Source organism: Lysinibacillus fusiformis, from assembly GCF_016925635.1.
In the GTDB taxonomy this organism is placed as follows: Bacteria; Bacillota; Bacilli; order Bacillales_A; family Planococcaceae; genus Lysinibacillus; species Lysinibacillus fusiformis_F.
The window spans coordinates 2,995,740-3,016,628 of record NZ_CP070490.1; the positions used below are offsets into that span (position 1 = coordinate 2,995,740).

Genomic DNA, 20,889 nt, shown 5'->3' on the forward strand with positions numbered 1-20,889 from the left:
TTGAGGGAGAGATTCCAATGAGTTTAAAAGGTGTTGAGTTACAGATTGCTATTCCAAAAACATTTGAAGCAGGAAAAATGGCAGATCAGGCACAGCAACAAGTATTAGCCCAACAAGCACATGCAAATGAAGCATTAAAAAAAGAAGTTGAGCGTCAACAAAAAATTGTCAATACATCTGAAGGTATGGATGAAATTAGTGAGGATGAAGATGCAGGCGGTGAATATTTAACAGGTATTCATAAAAAGAAAAAAAAGGATCAACAAGAAAAACAGGCACAACATCCGTTTAAAGGGAATTTCGTGGATTTTAGTGGATAGGAGTTTACAATGACAACCATTCTAATAGCGGTGCTATTCTTTTTACAGCTCATTTCATTTTACTTTCTTATCATTTTAAACACAAAGTTAGCAAAGTTTAAAGATTTGGAAAAGAAGCAAGAACGATTAATGAGGGAAATGGACGACACCATTAGTGTGTATTTAGCTGAAATGAAAGATGAAAATGACCGTCTTATTAAAGAGTTACAAAATGTCTCACAGTCTGAAATAGCGGCTAGTAGCATGCAGCAAACCGAGCAATATGTGGCAACTCAGGAGCAGTCGCCTTTACCAGTAGTACATGAGGTAAAAAGTGATAGTTCTCTAGCCTTAGATAAAGATGCTCGTATCTATGTACCTAAAAATATTGTCGCAAATGCTTATTCACGTCAGCAACAAACAGGTTCAAAAATGGTGCAATCAGCCCCACCTCTAAAAGTGGAGGAGCAAAAAGAACCAGAAAAATTGCTGACAGTGGAACAGCAGGTTCTAGAATTAGCAAAGCAGGGAAAATCACCAGAGGAAATAGCGAAACAACTGCAAAAGGGCAAAACAGAAATCGAGCTTTTACTGAAATTCCATCACTAAATTGTTGCGAATGGTTCAAAGCTATGGTATAGTTGCAAATGGTGTTATTAATACACACGCATTTTGATGTAGTAAGTGGTGCTCTAAGCTTAGGGTAGCTTGTTGCAGATGATAAATGCGGAGGATAAAAACCAAACATATTAGGAGGAAATTCACATGTCAGTAATTTCTATGAAACAATTACTTGAAGCTGGTGTACATTTCGGTCACCAAACTCGTCGTTGGAACCCAAAAATGAAGAAATATATCTTCGTTGAACGTAACGGGATCTACATCATCGACTTACAAAAAACTGTTAAAAAATTAGAGGAAGCTTATGACTTCATGCGTCAAGTTGGTCAAGACGGTGGTAAAGTTCTTTTCGTTGGTACGAAAAAACAAGCACAAGAAGCGATCAAAGATGAAGCTGAACGTTCAGGCAACTACTACATCAACCAACGTTGGTTAGGTGGTACTCTTACAAACTTCGGTACAATTCAAAAACGTGTTGCACGTATGAAACAAATCGAAAAAATGGAAGAAGAAGGAACTTTCGAAGTTCTTCCTAAAAAAGAAGTAATCCAACTTAAAAAAGAACACGAACGTCTAATCAAATTCTTAGGCGGTATCCGTGATATGCACGATCTTCCAGACGTAATGTTCGTGGTTGACCCACGTAAAGAACGTATTGCGGTTGCAGAAGCTCGTAAATTAAACATCCCTCTAGTAGGTATTGTTGATACGAACTGTGATCCAGATGAAATCGACTACGTAATCCCTGCTAATGATGATGCTATTCGCGCTGTTAAACTTTTAACTGCTAAAATGGCTGACGCTTTAATCGAGTCAAAACAAGGTGAAGAAGAAGCTCCAGCTGTAGAAGTTGCTGCTGAGTAATTCACGTTTACAAAAAGGTGATAAGTGGCTCAGAACCCTTATCACCTTTTTTAGAACCTATCATTAAATTATGTTCAACCAATTTGAGGAGGAAACACTAAATGGCAAACATTACTGCACAATTAGTAAAAGAATTACGTGAAAAAACTGGCGCTGGTATGATGGATTGTAAAAAAGCGTTAGTACAAACAGATGGCGACTTAGAAGCAGCTATCGACTTCCTACGCGAAAAAGGTCTTTCTTCAGCTGCTAAAAAAGCTGACCGTATCGCTGCGGAAGGTACAACTTACATTTTAGAACAAGGTAACGAAGCAATCATCCTTGAAGTAAACGCTGAAACTGACTTTGTTGCGAAAAACGACAAATTCCAAGTATTAGTTGCATCTTTAGCAGAGCAATTACTTGCTGCTAAACCTGCATCAGTTGAAGCTGCTTTAGAGCTTGCAAATGCTGAAGGCGTGAAAATTGTAGATCAAATCTCTACTGCTATTGCAACAATTGGTGAAAAAATTACACTTCGTCGTTTCGAAATTAAAACAAAATCTGATGCAGATGCATTCGGTTCTTACTTACACATGGGTGGCCGTATTGGTGTATTAGTAACTTTAGAAGGTTCTACTGATGCAGCAGCTGCTAAAGATGTTGCTATGCACATTGCAGCAATCAACCCAACTTATGTTTCTCGTGATGAAGTTTCTGCTGAAGAAGTTGAACGTGAGCGTAAAGTATTAACTGAACAAGCTCTTAACGAAGGTAAACCAGAAAACATCGTTGCAAAAATGGTTGAAGGTCGTCTTGGTAAATATTTCGAAGATGTTTGCTTACTTGATCAAACTTTCGTTAAAAACTCAGATCAAAAAGTACGTGATTTTGTAGCTTCAACTGGTGGTTCTGTAAACGGCTTTGTACGTTACGCTGTTGGTGAAGGTATCGAAAAACGTGAAGATAACTTTGCAGAAGAAGTAATGAGCCAAGTTAAAGGTAACTAATTTAGCTTGCATTTGATTCTAATCAAATAATATCTAGATTATCTAGACAAAAAAATGGGGAACACAACATAGCGTGTTCCCTATTTTTCCGAAGTGAATGAAAAATTGAAGATAATTTTCTATTCTGCCTTATTCACAACTAGCAATTATTGTTAGATATACTATAATGGAAAAGGGAATAGGGATGTTTTAAATAAAGTCTTACGGAGGTTTACAATGAGTGTACCGCAATATAAACGAGTAGTTATTAAACTAAGTGGTGAAGCGTTAGCTGGAGAAGCGGGCTTCGGTTTATCACCAAAAATAATCAAGTCTGTTGCAGAAGAAGTGAAAGAAGTAGTAGATCTTGATGTAGAAGTTGCTGTTGTTGTAGGTGGCGGTAATATATGGCGTGGGAAAATAGGTAGTGAAATGGGAATGGATCGTGCAGCTGCGGACTATATGGGCATGCTGGCAACCGTAATGAACTCCCTAGCTTTACAAGATGCACTTGAAAAATTAGGCATTGAAACACGTGTTCAATCTTCTATTGTGATGACTCAAGTAGCGGAGCCATACATTCGTCGTAAAGCAGTTAGACATCTTGAGAAAAAGCGTGTCGTTATCTTTGCAGCAGGGACAGGTAATCCGTTCTTCTCTACTGATACGACTGCCGCATTACGAGCAGCAGAAATTGACGCTGATGCAATTTTAATGGCTAAAAACAATGTTGATGGCGTTTATTCAGCAGATCCTAAATTGGATGAGACAGCCATTAAATATGATACACTCACATACTTAGACGTTATCCAACAAGGCTTACAAGTAATGGATTCAACGGCTTCTACTTTATGTATGGATAACGATATCCCGCTAATTGTTTTTTCAATTACGGAGCCGGGTAACATTAAACGTGCTGTACAAGGCGAGAAAATCGGAACAGTTGTTAGGAGGAATGTATAATGGCTAAACAAGTATTAGAACAAGCAAAAGAAAAAATGAACAAAACAATCGCTGCTTTCTCACGTGAACTAGCTTCTATTCGTGCAGGTCGTGCGAATGCATCTCTATTAGATCGTATTTCGGTTGATTACTATGGAGCCCCAACACCAATTAACCAACTTGGGGGTATTTCTGTACCTGAAGCGCGTTTATTAGTAATTACACCTTACGATAAATCAATTTTAGGTGATATTGAAAAAGCAATTATGAAATCAGATATTGGTATCACACCAACAAATGATGGTTCTGTCATTCGTCTAATGATTCCAGCTCTAACGGAAGAGCGTCGTAAGGATCTAGTAAAACAAGTGAAAAAAGAAGCGGAAGACGCAAAAATTGCTGTACGTAATGTTCGTCGTGATGCAAATGATGATTTGAAAAAACTTGAAAAAGCTGGCGAAATCACAGAAGACGATCTACGTGGCTTTGGTGAAGATATCCAAAAATTAACAGATGAATTCATTGTGAAAGTAGATCAAGTAGCGAAAGATAAAGAAAAAGAAATTTTAGAGGTGTAAACTATACTTTTACACGTCTATGATGGAACTTTTTGATGAGATGAAGGCGTCCTATACTTAACAGGACGTCTTTTCTCTTTATTATTCATAGTCAAATTGCTTACTCATGTAGAGAGCATTTATGAAATGTGAAAAGGTCATTAATGATACAATCATCGATTTTTTAACAAACTCATTCTTTAATATGTGTATAGTTCTAAAACAAGCTAGTACATACATAGTCAATTTAGAGGGAAAAAAAAGACAAAAGGCGCTTTTGTTTGTTATGATAGGTTAGTATACGTCCGATTAGTTGTAGTGGGGGAGTTAGCATGTTTAAAAAGCTATTAGGTAAACAAATAAATATGGATACACTATCATTGGAGGAGCGTGTGGCCCTAACTAAAAGCGAGCCGATTCCTGCCCATGTAGCGATTATTATGGACGGAAATGGACGTTGGGCGAAGAAACGAGCTATGCCACGTGTTGCTGGTCATCATGAAGGAATGAAGACGGTACGTAAGGTAACGAGATTTGCGTCAGACTTAGGTATTAAAGTCTTAACTGTCTATGCATTTTCCACTGAAAATTGGAAGCGACCAAAACCTGAGGTTGATTTTCTGATGCGGCTACCTGTTGAATTTCTAGGTTCTTTTTTACCAGAAATGATGGAGCGTAATGTACGTGTCGAAATGATTGGTGACCCCTCTTTATTACCTGCCCATACACAAAAAGCGTTGTATGAGGCAATGGAAGAAACGAAGCATAATACAGGGCTTATTTTAAATTTTGCGTTGAATTATGGTAGTCGTTCTGAAATGGTCAATGCCATGAAGAGGATGCTTCAGAAAGTGCAGGACGGTCAATTAACGATGCAAGACATAACAGAAGATTGCTTAACATCTCATTTAATGACGGCCCATTTACCTGAGCCAGATCTTTTAATTCGTACAAGTGGTGAAGTGCGATTAAGTAACTTTATGCTATGGCAGCTCGCCTATACAGAATTTTGGTTTACAGATACATTGTGGCCAGATTTTAGTGAGGAAACCTTACTGGAAGCGGTGGAAAACTATCAGAAACGTAATCGCCGTTACGGTGGGTTGAAGGGAGAAGAAACAACTTGAAACAACGTATTATCACGGCAATAATCGCAGCAGCACTTTTTATTCCGTTCGTTATTTATGGCAAAGTACCGTTTACCATACTTGTGCTTGCAATGGCTATTGTCGGTTTTTATGAAATATTAAAAATGAAAGGTATTTCCATTTTTTCTGTGCCTGGCTTCTTAGGGCTGGTCACGTTAATTTTACTTGTTATCCCGAAGGACTGGAGTGAACAGGTTGTAGAATTAATAGGCTACTCGTCTAATCTAATGGTAGTCTATGGTCTCATGATGCTACTTCTTATTTACGTGGTTTTAGTGAAAAATAAAATAACTTTTGATGAAGTTGGTTTTATTTTATTAGGTGCATTTTATGTGGGATTAGGATTCCATTATTTAATTGAAACAAGAAATGTTGGATTAGAGTATGTTGTTTATTGCTTATTGGTGGTTTGGACAACAGATTCCGGTGCTTATTTTGTAGGCAGAAAATTAGGGAAAAATAAGTTATGGCCAGAAATCTCACCAAAGAAAACGATTGAGGGTTTTATAGGTGGAATTGTCATTGCTGTCATTTTTGCAGTTGGTATGCAACTCATTTACCCATTCGCAAATGGTTATATATCACTTGTTTTTGTAACGATTTTTGCCTCAATCATTGGTCAAATGGGCGATTTGGTAGAGTCCGCTATTAAACGTCATTTTGATGTAAAAGATTCGGGCAATATTTTACCAGGGCATGGCGGGATTTTAGATCGCTTTGATAGTCTATTATTTGTCGTGCCACTACTTCATTTTCTACATTTATTTGGTAATTAATCTGTATACGAAAAGGCAGCTTGCTAAATCATTTGCTTAGATAGAAAAAAGGGGACAATTTGTTGTGAAAAAAATTAGTTTATTGGGTGCTACTGGTTCAATCGGTTGGCAAACCTACGATATTTTAAAAGAACAACGTGATGCTTTTCAATTAGTGGCTTTTTCTTCAGGGAAAAACTTAGAGAAAACGCGAGAAATGATTGAAACATTAAAGCCCGAATTAGTTTCAGTGCAATTAGAAGAAGACGCACTTACGCTTGCTAGTGAGTTTCCAAATATCCAATTTACGTTTGGAGCAAAAGGACTTGTAGAGGTCGCAACACACCCAGATTCGACTGTACTAGTCAATGCCGTGCTTGGAAGTGTAGGGCTTGAATCAACATTAGCAGCCATTCGTATGGGCAAAACGATTGCTATTGCTAATAAAGAAACCCTTGTAACTGCTGGACATTTAGTGATGGCAGAGGCGAAAAAATACAAGGCAACCATTTTGCCTGTAGATAGTGAGCACTCTGCCATCTTCCAATCGATGAATGGCGAGAATCCGAAAAATATTGAACGTTTGATTATTACTGCTTCTGGTGGTAGCTTCCGTGATAAAACGCGAGAGCAATTAAAACACGTGACGGTCGCAGATGCACTTAATCATCCGAACTGGTCTATGGGTGCAAAAATTACGATAGATTCCGCTACAATGATGAATAAGGGATTAGAAGTCATTGAAGCACATGTTTTATTTGATATGCCATATGATAAAATAGATGTACTTTTGCATAGAGAAAGTATTATTCACTCTCTAGTTGAGTATCATGATACTAGTGTTATTGCTCAGCTAGGTACACCAGATATGCGTGTGCCAATCCAATATGCTTTAAGCTACCCAGATCGTATACCATTACATAATGGTCAGCGACTAAATTTAGCGCAAATTGGTCAACTACATTTTCAAGAGATGGACTTTGAGCGATACCCTGCTTTACGTTTAGCATATGAGGCTGGTCGTATGGGTGGTACCATTTTGACAGCGATGAATGCAGCAAACGAAGCAGCAGTTGCAGCCTTTTTACAAGGGAAAATCACATTCCTTGAAATTGATGAGACGATTGAGCGTGTGATGCAAGCACACCAAAACATTGCAATACCAGATTTACAAACCATATTACATGTGGATAGTGAGACAAGAAAAATAGTGTTAGACATGGTAAAATAACGAAAGCACTGTATCGTTAACTAATCGCTATTAAAGGTGGGGTAATATGCAAACAGCCATTGCATTTATATTAATATTTGGCATGCTCGTCTTCTTCCATGAACTTGGACATTTCTTATTCGCCAAACGTGCAGGCATTTTAGTACGTGAATTTGCTATCGGAATGGGTCCCAAAATTTATGGGAGAACACATGGAGAAACAATGTATACCATTCGATTATTACCTATCGGGGGATACGTACGTATGGCCGGCGAGGATATGGATGGCACTGAATTACAGCCGGGCTACCGAATAGGGCTTATTGTGAATGAGGATAATATTGTTAAAAAAATTATTTTCAATCAAAATAATAAGCAGTTACCAGATTTATTATTTTTAGAAGTTGAACGTGCTGATTTAGAGAAGGAGTTATTTGTAGAGGGCTATGATGAAGAAGAACGTTTAGTTCGTTATCAAGTGGCTAGAGATTGTGTTCTTGTGGAAAATGGACGTGAACTGGTCATTGCACCACAGGATCGTCAATTTAATGCAAAAACAGTTGGCCAACGAGCAATGACCATCTTTGCAGGTCCTTTGTTTAACTTTATTCTTGCGTTTGTGATTTATTTAGTGATTGGATTAATCCATGGAGTACCAACTTATGAGCCAATCATCACGGAAGTAGTAGAGAATGATCCAGCTGCACAAGCAGGGATGCTTGCAGGAGATAGAGTAACATCTATTAACGGACAAGCTGTTGAAAAATGGCAGGATTTAGCCGCTATCGTTCAAGATCATCCAAACGAAGATATTGCCGTGACAGTTGAACGAAATGGACAATCTGTGAACTTAAATATGACCGTGAAGGAAATCCAACAGGACGGTGAAAAATATGGTCAAATAGGTGTGCGCTATGAAAGCCCAAGGGAGTTTAACCCAATAAAGGCGGTTGTCTATGGAGCACAAGAAACCTATAATATGACTGTGAAAATATTTGAACTATTAGGTATGCTGATTACTGGTAAGTTCACAATCGATGCACTTTCTGGTCCTGTAGGTATTTATAAAGCAACAGAGCAAGTTGCCCAGTATGGTATTATGAACTTAATGAATTGGGCAGCAATGCTAAGTATTAACTTAGGAATTATGAACCTACTTCCATTACCAGCACTTGACGGAGGTCGTTTATTATTCTTTGGTTTTGAAGCGCTACGTGGTAAACCAATTGACCGTCAAAAAGAAGGGATTGTACATTTTGTAGGAATCGTCCTACTGATGATTTTAATGGTGGTCGTTACATGGAACGATATACAACGATTCTTCTTTTAAATAATCTACAGTTAAATGAAATTTGATTTCCTAGCTTTGAGCGCAATTTCGATGAAACATTGCGCTCAAAGCTAAATTTGTTTATGCTATTGAGAGTATAAACTTATCTATTGAAAAAGGTGGAACACTGAATGAAGCAAAGTAAAACATTTATCCCAACGTTACGTGAAGTACCTGCTGATGCTGAAGTAAAATCACATAAGCAATTACTACGTGCAGGGTTTATTCGTCAAAATACAAGTGGGGTATACTCGTATTTACCGCTTGCAAAACGTGTGCTAACAAAAATTGAAACAATTATCCGTGAAGAAATGGAAGCTATCAACTCCATTGAGCTTCTAATGCCATCCCTACAATCTGCTGAGCTATGGCAGGAGTCAGGTCGCTGGGAAAAATACGGGCCAGAATTAATGCGTTTAAAAGACCGTCATAACCGTGATTTTGCATTAGGACCAACACATGAAGAAGTCATTACTACTTTAGTACGTGATGAAATTAAATCATACAAAAAATTACCGTTAACATTGTATCAAATTCAAACAAAATTCCGTGATGAAAAACGTCCTCGCTTTGGCTTACTACGAGGAAGAGAATTTATCATGAAAGATGCTTATTCTTTCCATGCGTCACGTGAAAGTTTAGATGAAACATATGAAGATATGTACCGTGCTTATTCTAATATTTTCTCCCGCCTTGGCTTAAACTACCGCGCCGTTATTGCAGATGCAGGTTCAATTGGCGGTAAAGGTACACATGAATTTATGGTGCTTTCTGAAATCGGTGAAGATACAATTGCATACTCGGATACTTCGGACTATGCAGCAAACATCGAAATGGCTGAAGTCATCGTTGACTATCAACCATCTGATGAAGCTTTAAAAGAAGTGGAAAAAGTAGCAACACCAGAACAAAAAACGATTGAAGAAGTTTCAGCATTCTTAAAAGTAGAGCCAGCCAATGTCATCAAATCTTTAGTTTTTGATGTAGATGGTGAGCTTGTTGTAGTCCTAGCACGTGGGGATCATGAAATTAATGATATCAAATTGAAAAATGCACTTGATGCAGGGTCAGTGGAACTTGCTAGTGAAGCAGCAATTAAAGATTTATTAGGCTGTGGCGTTGGTTCAATTGGTCCAGTGAAACTACCAGTAGACGTAAAAGTAGTAGCAGACCAAGCAATTAAATCCATCCGTAATGGTATTGCAGGTGCTAACGAAGATGGATTCCATTTAGTCAATGTTAACCCAGAGCGTGATTTTGCAGTTAATGACTATTTAGATATTCGTTTTATTCAAGAGGGAGATCCTTCTCCTGATGGACAAGGTATCATTAAATTTGCAGAAGGTATCGAGGTTGGTCATATTTTTAAATTAGGTACTACATATTCTGCTAAAATGAATGGTACTTTCTTAGATGAGCAAGGAAAGGCTCAACCATTTATTATGGGTTGCTATGGTATTGGTGTATCTCGTATTCTAGCTGCTGTAGCTGAGCACTTCCAAGATGACAATGGCTTTACATGGCCAACACAATTAGCGCCATATGATATTCATGTTGTGCCCGTTAACACAAAAGATGAGGCGCAAGTGGCATTAGCAGAGGAGCTTTATGGCTTATTAAAATCATACCGTTATGATGTGCTATTAGATGATCGTCCTGAACGTGCAGGTGTAAAATTCGCGGACGCTGATTTAATTGGTTTACCTGTTCGAGTAACTGTCGGTAAAAAAGCAACAGAGGGTATTATAGAGGTGAAATTCCGTCAAACGGGTGAAACATTTGAATGGAAAAAAGAAGAAGTCATTGATCACCTTAACGAATTTTTCCGTAAAAACTAATGACCTGCTAGAAGGTTGGTTATAATTGGAAGCTAATGCTTTTGATAGAGGCTTTCGTATAAATTTGATAAGATAGATATAAATAATTCGCGACACTTCTGCGGGACAGTGAGCCAAGCAAGCAACAACAGATGGTAAAATCTCTGTTAAACTTGAAGAGCGCCCGCAGTGTGGGAGCGAATTTTTTTCTTGAATTCTCATCATGCGTTTGAGACGAATTAGAACATGAGGCTAAATAAGCTGCCTCTTTCTGAAAGTAGGTGTCATTAGATTGGAACAGCAACAAGAGGCAAGAATGAGACTTCGAATGCTCTTGCAACAATTAGAGTTAACAGATGATGTATACATGTCATTTTTTGAGGAAGGTGAATTATCACGCCTGACAGTTCATAAAAAGGACAGACTTTGGCATTTCACCATTAAGTTAAGAGATATACTACCGTTTCCGTTATATCAGCTTTTCCGTACGCATTTGACAGAGAAGTTTTCAGCGATTGCGCAAGTTAATACGACATTTGAAACGTTAGAGCAAAATGTGACAGAGGAACTGGTGCAAGCTTACTGGCTAAATGTTGTGGAACAAATTGATGAGATGGCCCCACCGCTTAAAAATTGTCTCGTCTCTCAAATACCAACATGGAACGGCCAAAAGATGACATTATCCTGCATGCAGGAAATGGAATTTATGATGCTAAAAACAAAGTATGCTGACAAGCTAGCAGAAAGCTATGGTCAATTTGGTTTTCCTCGTATGGCAATCGACTTTGTGCTACAAGAAGAAACGGAAGAAATGATTGCGGCACAGGAAGCGTTTATGGAGCAGAAACGTCTGGAAGAAGTGGCTCTGGCACAGCAAGCGATGCAGGATTTCCAAAAGCGTGAGCAAGAGAAGAAGGACAATCCAGCACTGGCGAACCTTGGTGACCGTCCATTCCAACTTGGAATGCATATTAAAGATGATGAAATCATGGAAATTAAACGGATTGTTGAAGAAGAACGCCGTGTTATTATTGAAGGATTTGTCTTTGATGCGGAAATTAAAGAGTTAAAAAGTGGACGTTCCTTATTACAAATCAAAATTACCGACTATACAGATTCTATCATTGTTAAAATGTTTTCTCGTGATAATGATGATGCCGAATTAATGCAGCATCTGAAAAAGGGCATGTGGGTTAAAGTTCGAGGCTCTGTGCAAACAGATACATTCATTCGTGATTTAATCGTCATGGCGAATGATATTAATGAAATCAAAAAAGAAACACGACAGGATTTAGCACCAGAGGGTGAAAAGCGTGTTGAGTTACATTTGCATACACCAATGAGCCAAATGGATGCTGTTACACCTGTTGATCGGCTTGTTGCACAGGCTGCAAAGTGGGGGCATCCAGCAATAGCTATTACGGATCATGCGGTTGTGCAATCTTTCCCTGAAGCATATGCGGCGGGGAAAAAACATGGCATTAAGATTATTTATGGTCTGGAAGCAAATTTAGTGGATGATGGTGTACCAATTGCCTATGCTCCAGAGCATCGTTTATTGGCAGACACAACGTATGTTGTTTTTGACGTAGAAACGACAGGGCTATCCACTGCATACGATACGATTATTGAGTTGGCTGCAGTTAAAATTAAAGATGGACATGTTATCGATAAATATGAAAGCTTTGCAAATCCACATCATCCACTTTCGGCCACTACCATTGAATTAACAGGTATTACAGATGATATGGTTCGAAATGCACCAGAGGTAGAGCAGGTCATTAAAGAATTTCATGCCTTTATCGGTGACGCAATTGTTGTCGCTCATAACGCGTCATTTGATATAGGCTTCCTCTATACAGGCTATAAAAAATTTGGTCTTGAAGAGACGGTCCATCCTGTAATTGACACATTAGAGCTAGCAAGGTTGCTTTATCCTACAATGAAAAACCATCGTTTGAATACCCTTTGTAAAAAATTCAATATTGAATTAACACAACATCACCGAGCGATTTATGATACAGAGGCGACAGGGTATTTACTGCTGCAGCTATTAAAGGATGCGGATGAGCTAGCTATCAACTACCATGATGACTTCAATAAGCATGTTGGTGGTGGGGATGCCTATAAAAAAGGTAGACCTATGCATTGTACGATTTTAGCAGTAGATAATGCAGGCTTAAAAAACTTATTTAAAATCGTCTCTCATTCGCATACAAAAACATTCTATCGTGTTCCTCGGGTGACACGGGCAGTGCTTGAGCAATATCGCGAGGGTTTATTAGTAGGATCTGGTTGTAGTAATGGTGAAGTATTCGAAACAATGATGAATAAGTCTCCTGAGGAAGCAGAGAAAGTCGCTCGTTTTTACGATTATATTGAGGTGCAACCGAAGGCTGTATATGCGCCATTAATCGAACGAAATGTTGTGCGTGATGAATGGACATTAGAAGATATTATCCGTAAACTTGTTAAACTTGGGAAGAAGCTAGATAAGCCTGTTGTTGCTACTGGCAATGTCCATTATTTAGATCCAACAGATGGAATGTTCAGACAAATACTCATTGGTTCACAAGGTGGAGCGAATATTTTAAATCGATCCAAGCTACCGGAGGTTCATTTTAGAACAACTGATGAAATGCTGAAAGAATTTGATTTTTTAGGACCGGATCTTGCAAAAGAAGTGGTTGTGACGAATGCTCAAAAAGTAGCAGCAAGTATTGGCGACGTCAAACCGATTAAGGATGACCTCTATACACCAAAAATTGAAGGCTCTGATGATGAGGTAACCAATTTAACTTATGAAATGGCCCATCGTATTTATGGTGAGGACTTACCAGAAATCGTGAAAGCTCGAATTGAGAAAGAATTAAAATCGATTTTGGGTCACGGTTTTGGGGTAATTTATTTAATTTCTGCCAAGCTAGTGAAAAAATCATTAGCTGATGGCTATTTAGTAGGGTCACGTGGTTCGGTTGGTTCTTCGTTAGTAGCAACTTTTATGGAAATTACAGAAGTTAACCCATTACCTCCTCACTATATTTGTCCTAGTTGTAAACATTCCGAGTTTTTCGATGATGGATCTGTCAGCTCTGGCTTCGATTTACCAAATAAAGACTGTACAGAATGTGGAACACCTTATAAAAAAGATGGTCAAGATATACCATTTGAAACCTTCCTTGGTTTTAAAGGTGATAAGGTACCCGATATCGATTTGAATTTTTCGGGTGAATATCAACCACAAGCTCACAACTATACAAAGGTGCTATTTGGTGAGGATTATGTATACCGTGCCGGAACAATTGGTACAGTGGCGGAGAAAACAGCATATGGCTATGTAAAGGGCTATGCAAATGATCATAATTTACATTTCCGAGGTGCGGAAGTTGATCGTTTAGTTCAAGGCTGTACAGGCGTAAAACGTACATCAGGGCAACACCCTGGGGGAATTATTGTTGTACCTGATTATATGGATATTTATGACTTCTCTCCAGTACAGTTCCCTGCAGATGCGCAGGATGCAGAATGGCGGACAACCCATTTTGACTTCCACTCGATTCATGACAATATTTTAAAGCTTGATATACTTGGACACGATGATCCGACGGTGATCAGGATGTTGCAGGATTTATCTGGAATAGATCCAAAAACAATTCCAACCGATGATCCTGTCGTGATGAAAATTTTTAGTTCTCCAGAAACGTTAGGAGTCACAGAAAAGCAAATTGGCTGTAAGACAGGAACATTGGGTATCCCGGAATTTGGTACACGTTTCGTACGTCAAATGCTAGAAGATACAAAGCCTTCCACATTCTCAGAGCTTGTACAAATTTCTGGACTTTCACATGGAACAGACGTATGGCTAGGCAATGCACAGGAATTAATTCAAAACGGTACATGTGTGCTGAAAGAAGTAATTGGTTGTCGTGATGATATTATGGTGTATTTAATTTACCAAGGTCTAGAGCCGTCATTAGCCTTTAAAATCATGGAATCTGTTCGTAAAGGGAAAGGTTTATCAGAAGAGTTTGAAGCCGAGATGCTCGCCAATAAAGTACCAGGCTGGTATATCGAATCCTGTAAAAAGATAAAATATATGTTCCCAAAAGCCCATGCGGCAGCTTACGTGTTAATGGCTGTACGTATTGCATGGTTCAAGGTACATTTCCCAATTCTTTATTATGCAGCGTATTTCACAGTTCGGGCAGATGATTTCGATTTAATTGCGATGGTTCAAGGATCACAAATGATTCGAGCACGTATTGATGAAATTAATATGAAAGGTTTAGATGCATCCACTAAAGAGAAAAACTTATTAACGGTGTTGGAGCTTGCGTTGGAAATGTGTGAACGAGGTATGAGTTTCCAAAAGGTTGACTTATATCGCTCTCAAGCCAGTGAATTTGTCATTGATGGCAATTCACTCATCCCTCCATTCGACGCGATACCAGGCCTTGGGACTAACGTGGCCAAAACGATAGTAGCTGCTCGTGAAGAGGGAGAGTTTTTATCCAAGGAAGATTTACAGCAACGTGGTCGTGTATCCAAAACACTTATTGAATACATGGATCAGCTTGGATGTTTAGAAGGCATGCCTGATGCTAATCAGTTATCACTATTCTAGTATGGGATTTGTTTCGTATTGAAAGGTCTTCATGCATTTTCAAATTCCTGACACAATATGGTTATCTTTAATGACGGAAATTTGCATTGTGTCGAGAACTGTGCTATTCTTATGGTAATAATTTGTTGATATTTTTCCAGCAAAAGAGTGGGGCATACCCGCTCTTTTCTGTTGTTTAACCGTAGCAAAACAAATTTTGACTAACAGCAGGTAAGACCGTTAAATTTCACCAAAGCAACTGGTGGAATTTCTGTTTTATTATGGTTCATTACTGCGTTAACTGATAGTAATGAACAATTCATACGCTAGAATTTGATAAATACAGGAGGAAATAATGAGCAAAGTACCATCTTTAATTGAAGAGCTCGCTAAACCAATTGTGGATGAGTTAAATCTTGAGCTAGTGGATATTGAGTTCGTAAAAGAAGGACGTAACTGGTTTTTACGCGTCTATGTTGATACACCTGAGGGTGCAATTGACATTGACCAATGTGCTCAAGTTAGTGAACGACTAAGCTTGTTATTGGATGAAAAAGATCCAATTACACAAAATTATTATTTAGAGGTTTCTTCACCTGGAGCGGAACGTCCATTAAAAAAAGATACAGATTTTGAAAAAGCAGTTGGCAAATTTATTTACGTAAAAACCTACAAGCCCATCAAGGACATGAAGGAATTCCTAGGCTACTTAACGTCATACGATGAACATACATTAGTGATGGAAGTGCGTATTAAAACACGTAAAATGACAGTAACAATTGAACAAGAAAAAATCGCATTGGCACGTCTTGCCATTGATTTTTCAGCATAATGCATATTTAGGAGTGAAAACAAAATGAGTAGTGATTTGTTAGATGCGCTGAATGCGCTAGAAGAACAAAAAGGAATTTCAAGAGATGTGTTAATTGAAGCCATTGAAGCGGCATTAGTTACAGCTTACAAACGCAACTTTAACCAAGCACAAAATGTTCGAGTGGACTTAAATTTAGATAAGGGCTCAATTCGTGTATTTTCACGTAAAGATGTGGTGGAAGAGGTAGAAGATGATCGTTTGCAAATTTCGCTAGAAGATGCAAAAATCATTAATCCAGCTTATCAGCTAGAGGACATCGTGGAGCAGGAAGTAACGCCACGCAACTTCGGACGCATTGCTGCACAAACAGCAAAACAGGTAGTCACACAGCGTGTACGTGAAGCGGAACGAGGTTTAATCTATGAGCAATACGTAGATCGTGAAGATGATATCGTAACGGGTGTTGTTGAACGTTTAGATGCTCGTAATATCTATGTAGGTCTTGGGAAAGTAGAAGCGGCATTGCCAGTTAATGAACAAATCCAAGGTGAATCCTATCATCCACATGATCGTATTAAAGTATATATTACAAAAGTTGAACGTACGACACGTGGACCTCAAGTGATTGTGTCTCGTACACATCCTGGTTTATTACGCCGATTATTTGAGATGGAAGTACCTGAAATTTATGAGGGTATTGTAGAGATTAAATCAATTGCACGTGAAGCTGGAGATCGCTCTAAAATTTCTGTCTTTGCACATAATGAAGAAGTAGATCCAGTAGGTTCATGTGTTGGGGCAAAGGGAGCTCGTGTACAAACGATTGTCAATGAACTAAATGGTGAAAAAATTGATATCGTAGAATGGTCTGAAGATCCAGTTGTCTTTGTAGCTAATGCATTAAGCCCATCGAAAGTATTAGATGTTCAAGTGAATGAAGAAGAAAAATCGACAACAGTTGTCGTACCAGACTATCAATTATCTCTAGCAATTGGTAAACGCGGGCAAAATGCACGTCTAGCAGCGAAGCTTACTGGTTGGAAAATTGATATTAAGAGTGAGACAGATGCTCGTGGATTAGGTATTTATCCTTCGGCTACAAGCACTTTCATCCCTGCGGATGATGAAGAAAGTGATTTTGATGATGTAGCAGTTGACTTATATCAAGACGACGAAGAATAAGTAAGAAAGCCCGTGTGACAAGTTAGCTGACAGTATTCAGTGGGCCCCCTACGCCGACTGAATACTGTCAGAGCGTCAAGTAGAGCATAACTTGTCCACCTCTTACGACAAGCTTCAGAGAGGAATGGTGATTCTTATGGCTGTAAACAAAAAAGTACCTCTTCGTAAATGTGTAGCAACTGGAGAAATGCTACCAAAGAAAGAGATGGTACGTGTTGTTCGTTCAAAAGAGGGCGAAGTAAGTGTAGATGTCTCCGGAAAAAAACCTGGGCGTGGTGCCTATGTCTCTAAATCAGAGCAGGCAGTTGACATCGCGCGTAAGAAAAATGTATTAGGGCACCAGCTTGATGTTAAAATTCCTGAAGAAATTTATGAGGAACTTATTTTGCTGATTCGTAGGGAGTCAATTTTATGATAAATCAAGCAATATTTAATTTGCTTGGGATCGCGGCAAGAGCACGTAAAGTGATTTCAGGAGAAGAGCTAGTAGTAAAGGAAGTCCGTAATGGCAATGCTAAGATAGTATTGCTTGCAAACGATGCTTCTAAAAACTCTAGTAAGAAAATTCAAGATAAGTGCACGTACTACAACGTTGAGTATCATGTAATTGGAGATCGTTATGATCTAGGACATGCTACAGGTAAGGAGGCCCGAGTGGCTTTAGCTATTACCGATAAAGGTTTTGCACGTAAATTGTCTAGTCTACTCAACGAAAACTAATCGGGGGTGAGCAGATGACCAAAATCAGAGTTCATGAATATGCGAAGCAAGTGAATAAAACGAGTAAAGAGGTTATTGAAGCACTAAGTAAATTAAATGTGAGTGTAACAAACCATATGTCTATGTTAGAGAAAGACGCTGTGGCAAAGTTAAATCAAACATTTAAAGCAACACCTGAGAAAAATGTAGCAAAACAATCAACTCAAAACATGGCACAAAAACCTCAATCAAATGGCCAGCAAAAACCACAGCATTCGGTGAAAAAGCAAGAAGGACAAAGGCAGCAATCTGCTACTTCTAAGCCAAAAGCAAACAACCAGCAACACGCACAGCAAAACTCAAATTCGTCTAACGAAAAATCTAAGAATACAAAAGGTAATCAAAATAGAAATATGACACAAAATAATAATAATAACAATAATAATAATAATCGTAGAGGTGGCGGTGGTTACAACCAACGTCCAAAACCAGGGATTCATGGAGGCAAACGTCGCCATCCAAAAACGCATCAACCGTCTATACCAGTTAAACAAAAGGAACTGCCAGAAAAAATTACTTTTGTTGAATCATTATCAGTAGCGGAATTAGCAAAAAAATTACACCGTGAGCCGTCTGAAATCATTAAGAAATTATTTATGCTTGGGGTAATGGCAACAATTAACCAAGAATTAGATAAGGATGCAATTGAATTAATTTGCGCAGACTATGGTGTAGAAGTGGAAGAAGAAATTCGTGTAGATATTACGGATTTAGAAACACACTTCGAGCAAACAGAAGAAGTGAACGAAGCTGAATTATCAGAACGTCCACCAGTTGTAACAATCATGGGTCACGTTGACCACGGTAAAACAACATTATTAGATTCTATTCGTAATACTAAAGTGACAGCAGGAGAAGCTGGCGGTATTACACAACATATTGGCGCATACCAAGTAACGGAAGGCGATAAGAAAATTACTTTCCTTGATACTCCAGGGCACGCAGCTTTCACAACAATGCGCGCACGTGGTGCAAAAGTAACGGATTTAACAATTCTAGTTGTAGCTGCTGATGATGGCGTCATGCCACAAACAGTAGAAGCGATTAATCACGCTAAAGCAGCCGAAGTACCAATTATTGTAGCTGTGAATAAAATGGATAAACCATCAGCAAATCCTGATCGTGTGATGCAAGAATTAACAGAGCATGGCCTAGTTCCTGAAGCATGGGGTGGCGAAACAATTTTCGTACCAATTTCTGCATTAAAAGGTGAAGGCATCGATACATTGCTCGAAATGATTCTACTTGTAGCTGAGGTTGGTGAGCTTAAAGCGAACCCAGATCGTTTAGCACTTGGTACAGTTATTGAAGCGCAACTTGATAAAGGACGTGGCTCTGTTGCTACGTTATTAGTACAAGATGGAACTTTAAAAGTAGGTGACCCGATTGTTGTAGGTCATGCGTATGGTCGTGTACGTGCGATGGTGAATGACAAAGGTCGTCGTGTGAAAGAAGCTGGCCCATCAACACCAGTAGAAATTACAGGTTTAAATGATGTACCTCAAGCTGGTGACCGCTTCGTAGTCTTTGAAGACGAGAAAACAGCACGCCAAGTTGGGGAAACTCGTGCCATGTCAGCAATTCAAGCACAGCGTTCAGAAAAGCAACGTGTTACGCTGGATAACTTATTTGAACAAATGAGCCAAGGCGAAATGAAAGAGCTTAACTTAATTGTGAAAGCTGACGTTCAAGGTACTGTTGAAGCAATGGCTGCTTCCTTAATGAAAATTGATGTAGAAGGCGTAAATGTGAAAATCATTCACACAGGTGCTGGTGCTATTACAGAATCTGATATTTCTCTTGCAGCAGCTTCTAATGCGATCGTTATTGGATTTAACGTACGTCCAGATGTTAATGCAAAACGTGCAGCGGAAGAAGAGGGTGTAGATATTCGCTTACACCGCATTATCTATAAAGTAATTGAAGAGATTGAACAAGCGATGAAAGGTATGCTTGATCCAGAGTTTGAAGAAAAAATTATTGGTCAAGCAGAAGTTCGTCAAACAATTAAAGTATCAAAAGTTGGTACAATTGCTGGTTCATATATAACAGAAGGAAAAGTAACGCGTGATTCAGGTGTACGTGTGATCCGTGATAACGTAGTAATATTTGAAGGTGAGCTAGATACGCTTAAACGCTTCAAAGATGAAGTGAAAGAAGTGGCAAGAGGATACGAATGTGGTATTACGATTACAAACTTCAACGATATTAGAGAAGGCGATATTATTGAAGCCTATATTATGGAAGAAGTTAAACGCGTCTAATGATCGTATATGCAGAGGTTGAATTCATCATTCAAACTGCCCATTCGTTAAAGGAAAAACGTGCTGTTTTACAGCGTATGATTACCCGCACAAAGCAGAAATTTAATGTTTCTATTGCGGAAATTGACCATCAAAATGTATGGCAGCGTACGAAATTAGGACTTGTTGCTGTTTCTTCATCAAAAGATGCAGCTGAACGGGAAATAAACCACGCGCTCCATTATTTGCAGTCAAATCCATCATGGGAACAGCTTGATGTGTGGCGAGATTATTTATAAGTAACAGTAGATAGTTGAGAGCGTGATACAGCAATAAAATATCAACTATCTGTACATCGAAATAGAGGTGATAAATTATGTCTCTACGTTCAAACCGTGTTGCTGAGCAAATGAAAAAAGAGCTTGGCGATATTATTGGCCGTAAAATAAAAGATCCGCGTGTTGGTTTTGTGACTGTTACAGGTGTTGATGTAACAGGTGATTTACAGCAAGCGACAATTTATATTACATCTTTAGGCAATGAGCGTGAACGTGAAGAAACGCTAAAAGCTTTAGTAAAAGCTTCTGGCTTCATTCGTTCTGAAATCGGATCACGCATTCGTTTACGACGTACACCAGAATTAATCTTTGAATTTGATTCATCGATTGAATATGGTAACCGTATTGATTCATTGCTAAGAGATTTACACAAAGAATAAGCTAAAAAAGTCTGCCACATGCATGTTTATGCAGGCAGACTTTTTATCTTCATGGAAAA

Annotated in this window: 19 protein-coding genes; all 19 read left to right on the top strand. The window is 38.7% G+C overall.

Annotated elements, in window-relative coordinates; translation table 11 throughout:
* The first annotated feature begins 17 nt into the window (after window positions 1–17).
* The 19 genes from JTI58_RS14550 to rbfA all read left to right on the top strand — a co-directional run bounded on the left by JTI58_RS14550 (window position 18) and on the right by rbfA (window position 20,830).
* Window positions 18–320, top strand: coding sequence for an RNA polymerase subunit sigma (locus tag JTI58_RS14550; protein ID WP_205441975.1), 303 nt, complete (start codon window positions 18–20; stop codon window positions 318–320).
* 9 nt (window positions 321–329) lie between these two features.
* Window positions 330–908 (top strand): hypothetical protein, encoded by a 579-nt coding sequence (locus tag JTI58_RS14555; RefSeq protein WP_205441976.1) that lies wholly within the window; start codon window positions 330–332, stop codon window positions 906–908.
* Between the two features lie 156 nt (window positions 909–1,064).
* Window positions 1,065–1,784 (top strand): 30S ribosomal protein S2, encoded by a 720-nt coding sequence (gene rpsB, locus JTI58_RS14560; protein ID WP_008180715.1) that lies wholly within the window; start codon window positions 1,065–1,067, stop codon window positions 1,782–1,784.
* A 101-nt stretch (window positions 1,785–1,885) separates the two neighbouring features.
* The gene (gene tsf / locus JTI58_RS14565; protein WP_016994555.1) at window positions 1,886–2,773 is read left to right on the top strand and encodes a translation elongation factor Ts; all 888 of its coding nucleotides are present in this window, start codon (window positions 1,886–1,888) and stop codon (window positions 2,771–2,773) included.
* 216 nt (window positions 2,774–2,989) lie between these two features.
* A complete protein-coding gene (pyrH, locus tag JTI58_RS14570) occupies window positions 2,990–3,715 on the top strand; it encodes a UMP kinase (RefSeq protein ID WP_205441977.1) in 726 nt (241 codons plus the stop codon).
* Window positions 3,715–4,272 carry a ribosome recycling factor gene (gene frr / locus JTI58_RS14575; protein ID WP_205441979.1) on the top strand — a complete coding sequence of 186 codons (558 nt, stop codon included), beginning with the start codon at window positions 3,715–3,717 and terminating at the stop codon, window positions 4,270–4,272. Before pyrH ends, frr begins: the two co-directional genes overlap by 1 nt.
* A gap of 311 nt (window positions 4,273–4,583) precedes the next feature.
* Entirely contained in the window at window positions 4,584–5,378 is a 795-nt protein-coding gene (locus JTI58_RS14580) for an undecaprenyl pyrophosphate synthase (RefSeq protein WP_205441980.1), read from the top strand.
* Entirely contained in the window at window positions 5,375–6,175 is an 801-nt protein-coding gene (locus JTI58_RS14585; RefSeq protein ID WP_205441981.1) for a phosphatidate cytidylyltransferase, read from the top strand. Before JTI58_RS14580 ends, JTI58_RS14585 begins: the two co-directional genes overlap by 4 nt.
* Window positions 6,176–6,239: 64 nt before the next feature.
* A complete protein-coding gene (gene dxr / locus JTI58_RS14590) occupies window positions 6,240–7,385 on the top strand; it encodes a 1-deoxy-D-xylulose-5-phosphate reductoisomerase (protein ID WP_205441982.1) in 1,146 nt (381 codons plus the stop codon).
* Between the two features lie 46 nt (window positions 7,386–7,431).
* The gene (rseP, locus tag JTI58_RS14595; protein WP_205441983.1) at window positions 7,432–8,694 is read left to right on the top strand and encodes an RIP metalloprotease RseP; all 1,263 of its coding nucleotides are present in this window, start codon (window positions 7,432–7,434) and stop codon (window positions 8,692–8,694) included.
* Between the two features lie 131 nt (window positions 8,695–8,825).
* Window positions 8,826–10,532, top strand: coding sequence for a proline--tRNA ligase (locus JTI58_RS14600; RefSeq protein ID WP_205441984.1), 1,707 nt, complete (start codon window positions 8,826–8,828; stop codon window positions 10,530–10,532).
* 271 nt (window positions 10,533–10,803) lie between these two features.
* Window positions 10,804–15,135, top strand: coding sequence for a PolC-type DNA polymerase III (locus JTI58_RS14605; RefSeq protein ID WP_205441985.1), 4,332 nt, complete (start codon window positions 10,804–10,806; stop codon window positions 15,133–15,135).
* Window positions 15,136–15,469: 334 nt separating this feature from the next.
* A complete protein-coding gene (rimP, locus tag JTI58_RS14610) occupies window positions 15,470–15,946 on the top strand; it encodes a ribosome maturation factor RimP (protein ID WP_205441986.1) in 477 nt (158 codons plus the stop codon).
* A gap of 24 nt (window positions 15,947–15,970) precedes the next feature.
* Window positions 15,971–17,110 (top strand): transcription termination factor NusA, encoded by a 1,140-nt coding sequence (gene nusA / locus JTI58_RS14615; RefSeq protein WP_205441988.1) that lies wholly within the window; start codon window positions 15,971–15,973, stop codon window positions 17,108–17,110.
* Window positions 17,111–17,246: 136 nt separating this feature from the next.
* Window positions 17,247–17,525 carry an RNase P modulator RnpM gene (gene rnpM, locus JTI58_RS14620; RefSeq protein WP_205441989.1) on the top strand — a complete coding sequence of 93 codons (279 nt, stop codon included), beginning with the start codon at window positions 17,247–17,249 and terminating at the stop codon, window positions 17,523–17,525.
* The gene (locus JTI58_RS14625) at window positions 17,522–17,830 is read left to right on the top strand and encodes a YlxQ family RNA-binding protein (RefSeq protein ID WP_205441990.1); all 309 of its coding nucleotides are present in this window, start codon (window positions 17,522–17,524) and stop codon (window positions 17,828–17,830) included. Before rnpM ends, JTI58_RS14625 begins: the two co-directional genes overlap by 4 nt.
* A 14-nt stretch (window positions 17,831–17,844) precedes the next feature.
* The gene (infB, locus tag JTI58_RS14630) at window positions 17,845–20,133 is read left to right on the top strand and encodes a translation initiation factor IF-2 (protein WP_205441991.1); all 2,289 of its coding nucleotides are present in this window, start codon (window positions 17,845–17,847) and stop codon (window positions 20,131–20,133) included.
* Window positions 20,133–20,411 carry a DUF503 domain-containing protein gene (locus tag JTI58_RS14635; RefSeq protein ID WP_036121391.1) on the top strand — a complete coding sequence of 93 codons (279 nt, stop codon included), beginning with the start codon at window positions 20,133–20,135 and terminating at the stop codon, window positions 20,409–20,411. The genes infB and JTI58_RS14635 overlap by 1 nt, the downstream gene beginning before the upstream one ends.
* Before the next feature lie 77 nt (window positions 20,412–20,488).
* The gene (gene rbfA / locus JTI58_RS14640; RefSeq protein ID WP_205441992.1) at window positions 20,489–20,830 is read left to right on the top strand and encodes a 30S ribosome-binding factor RbfA; all 342 of its coding nucleotides are present in this window, start codon (window positions 20,489–20,491) and stop codon (window positions 20,828–20,830) included.
* Window positions 20,831–20,889: the final 59 nt, after the last annotated feature.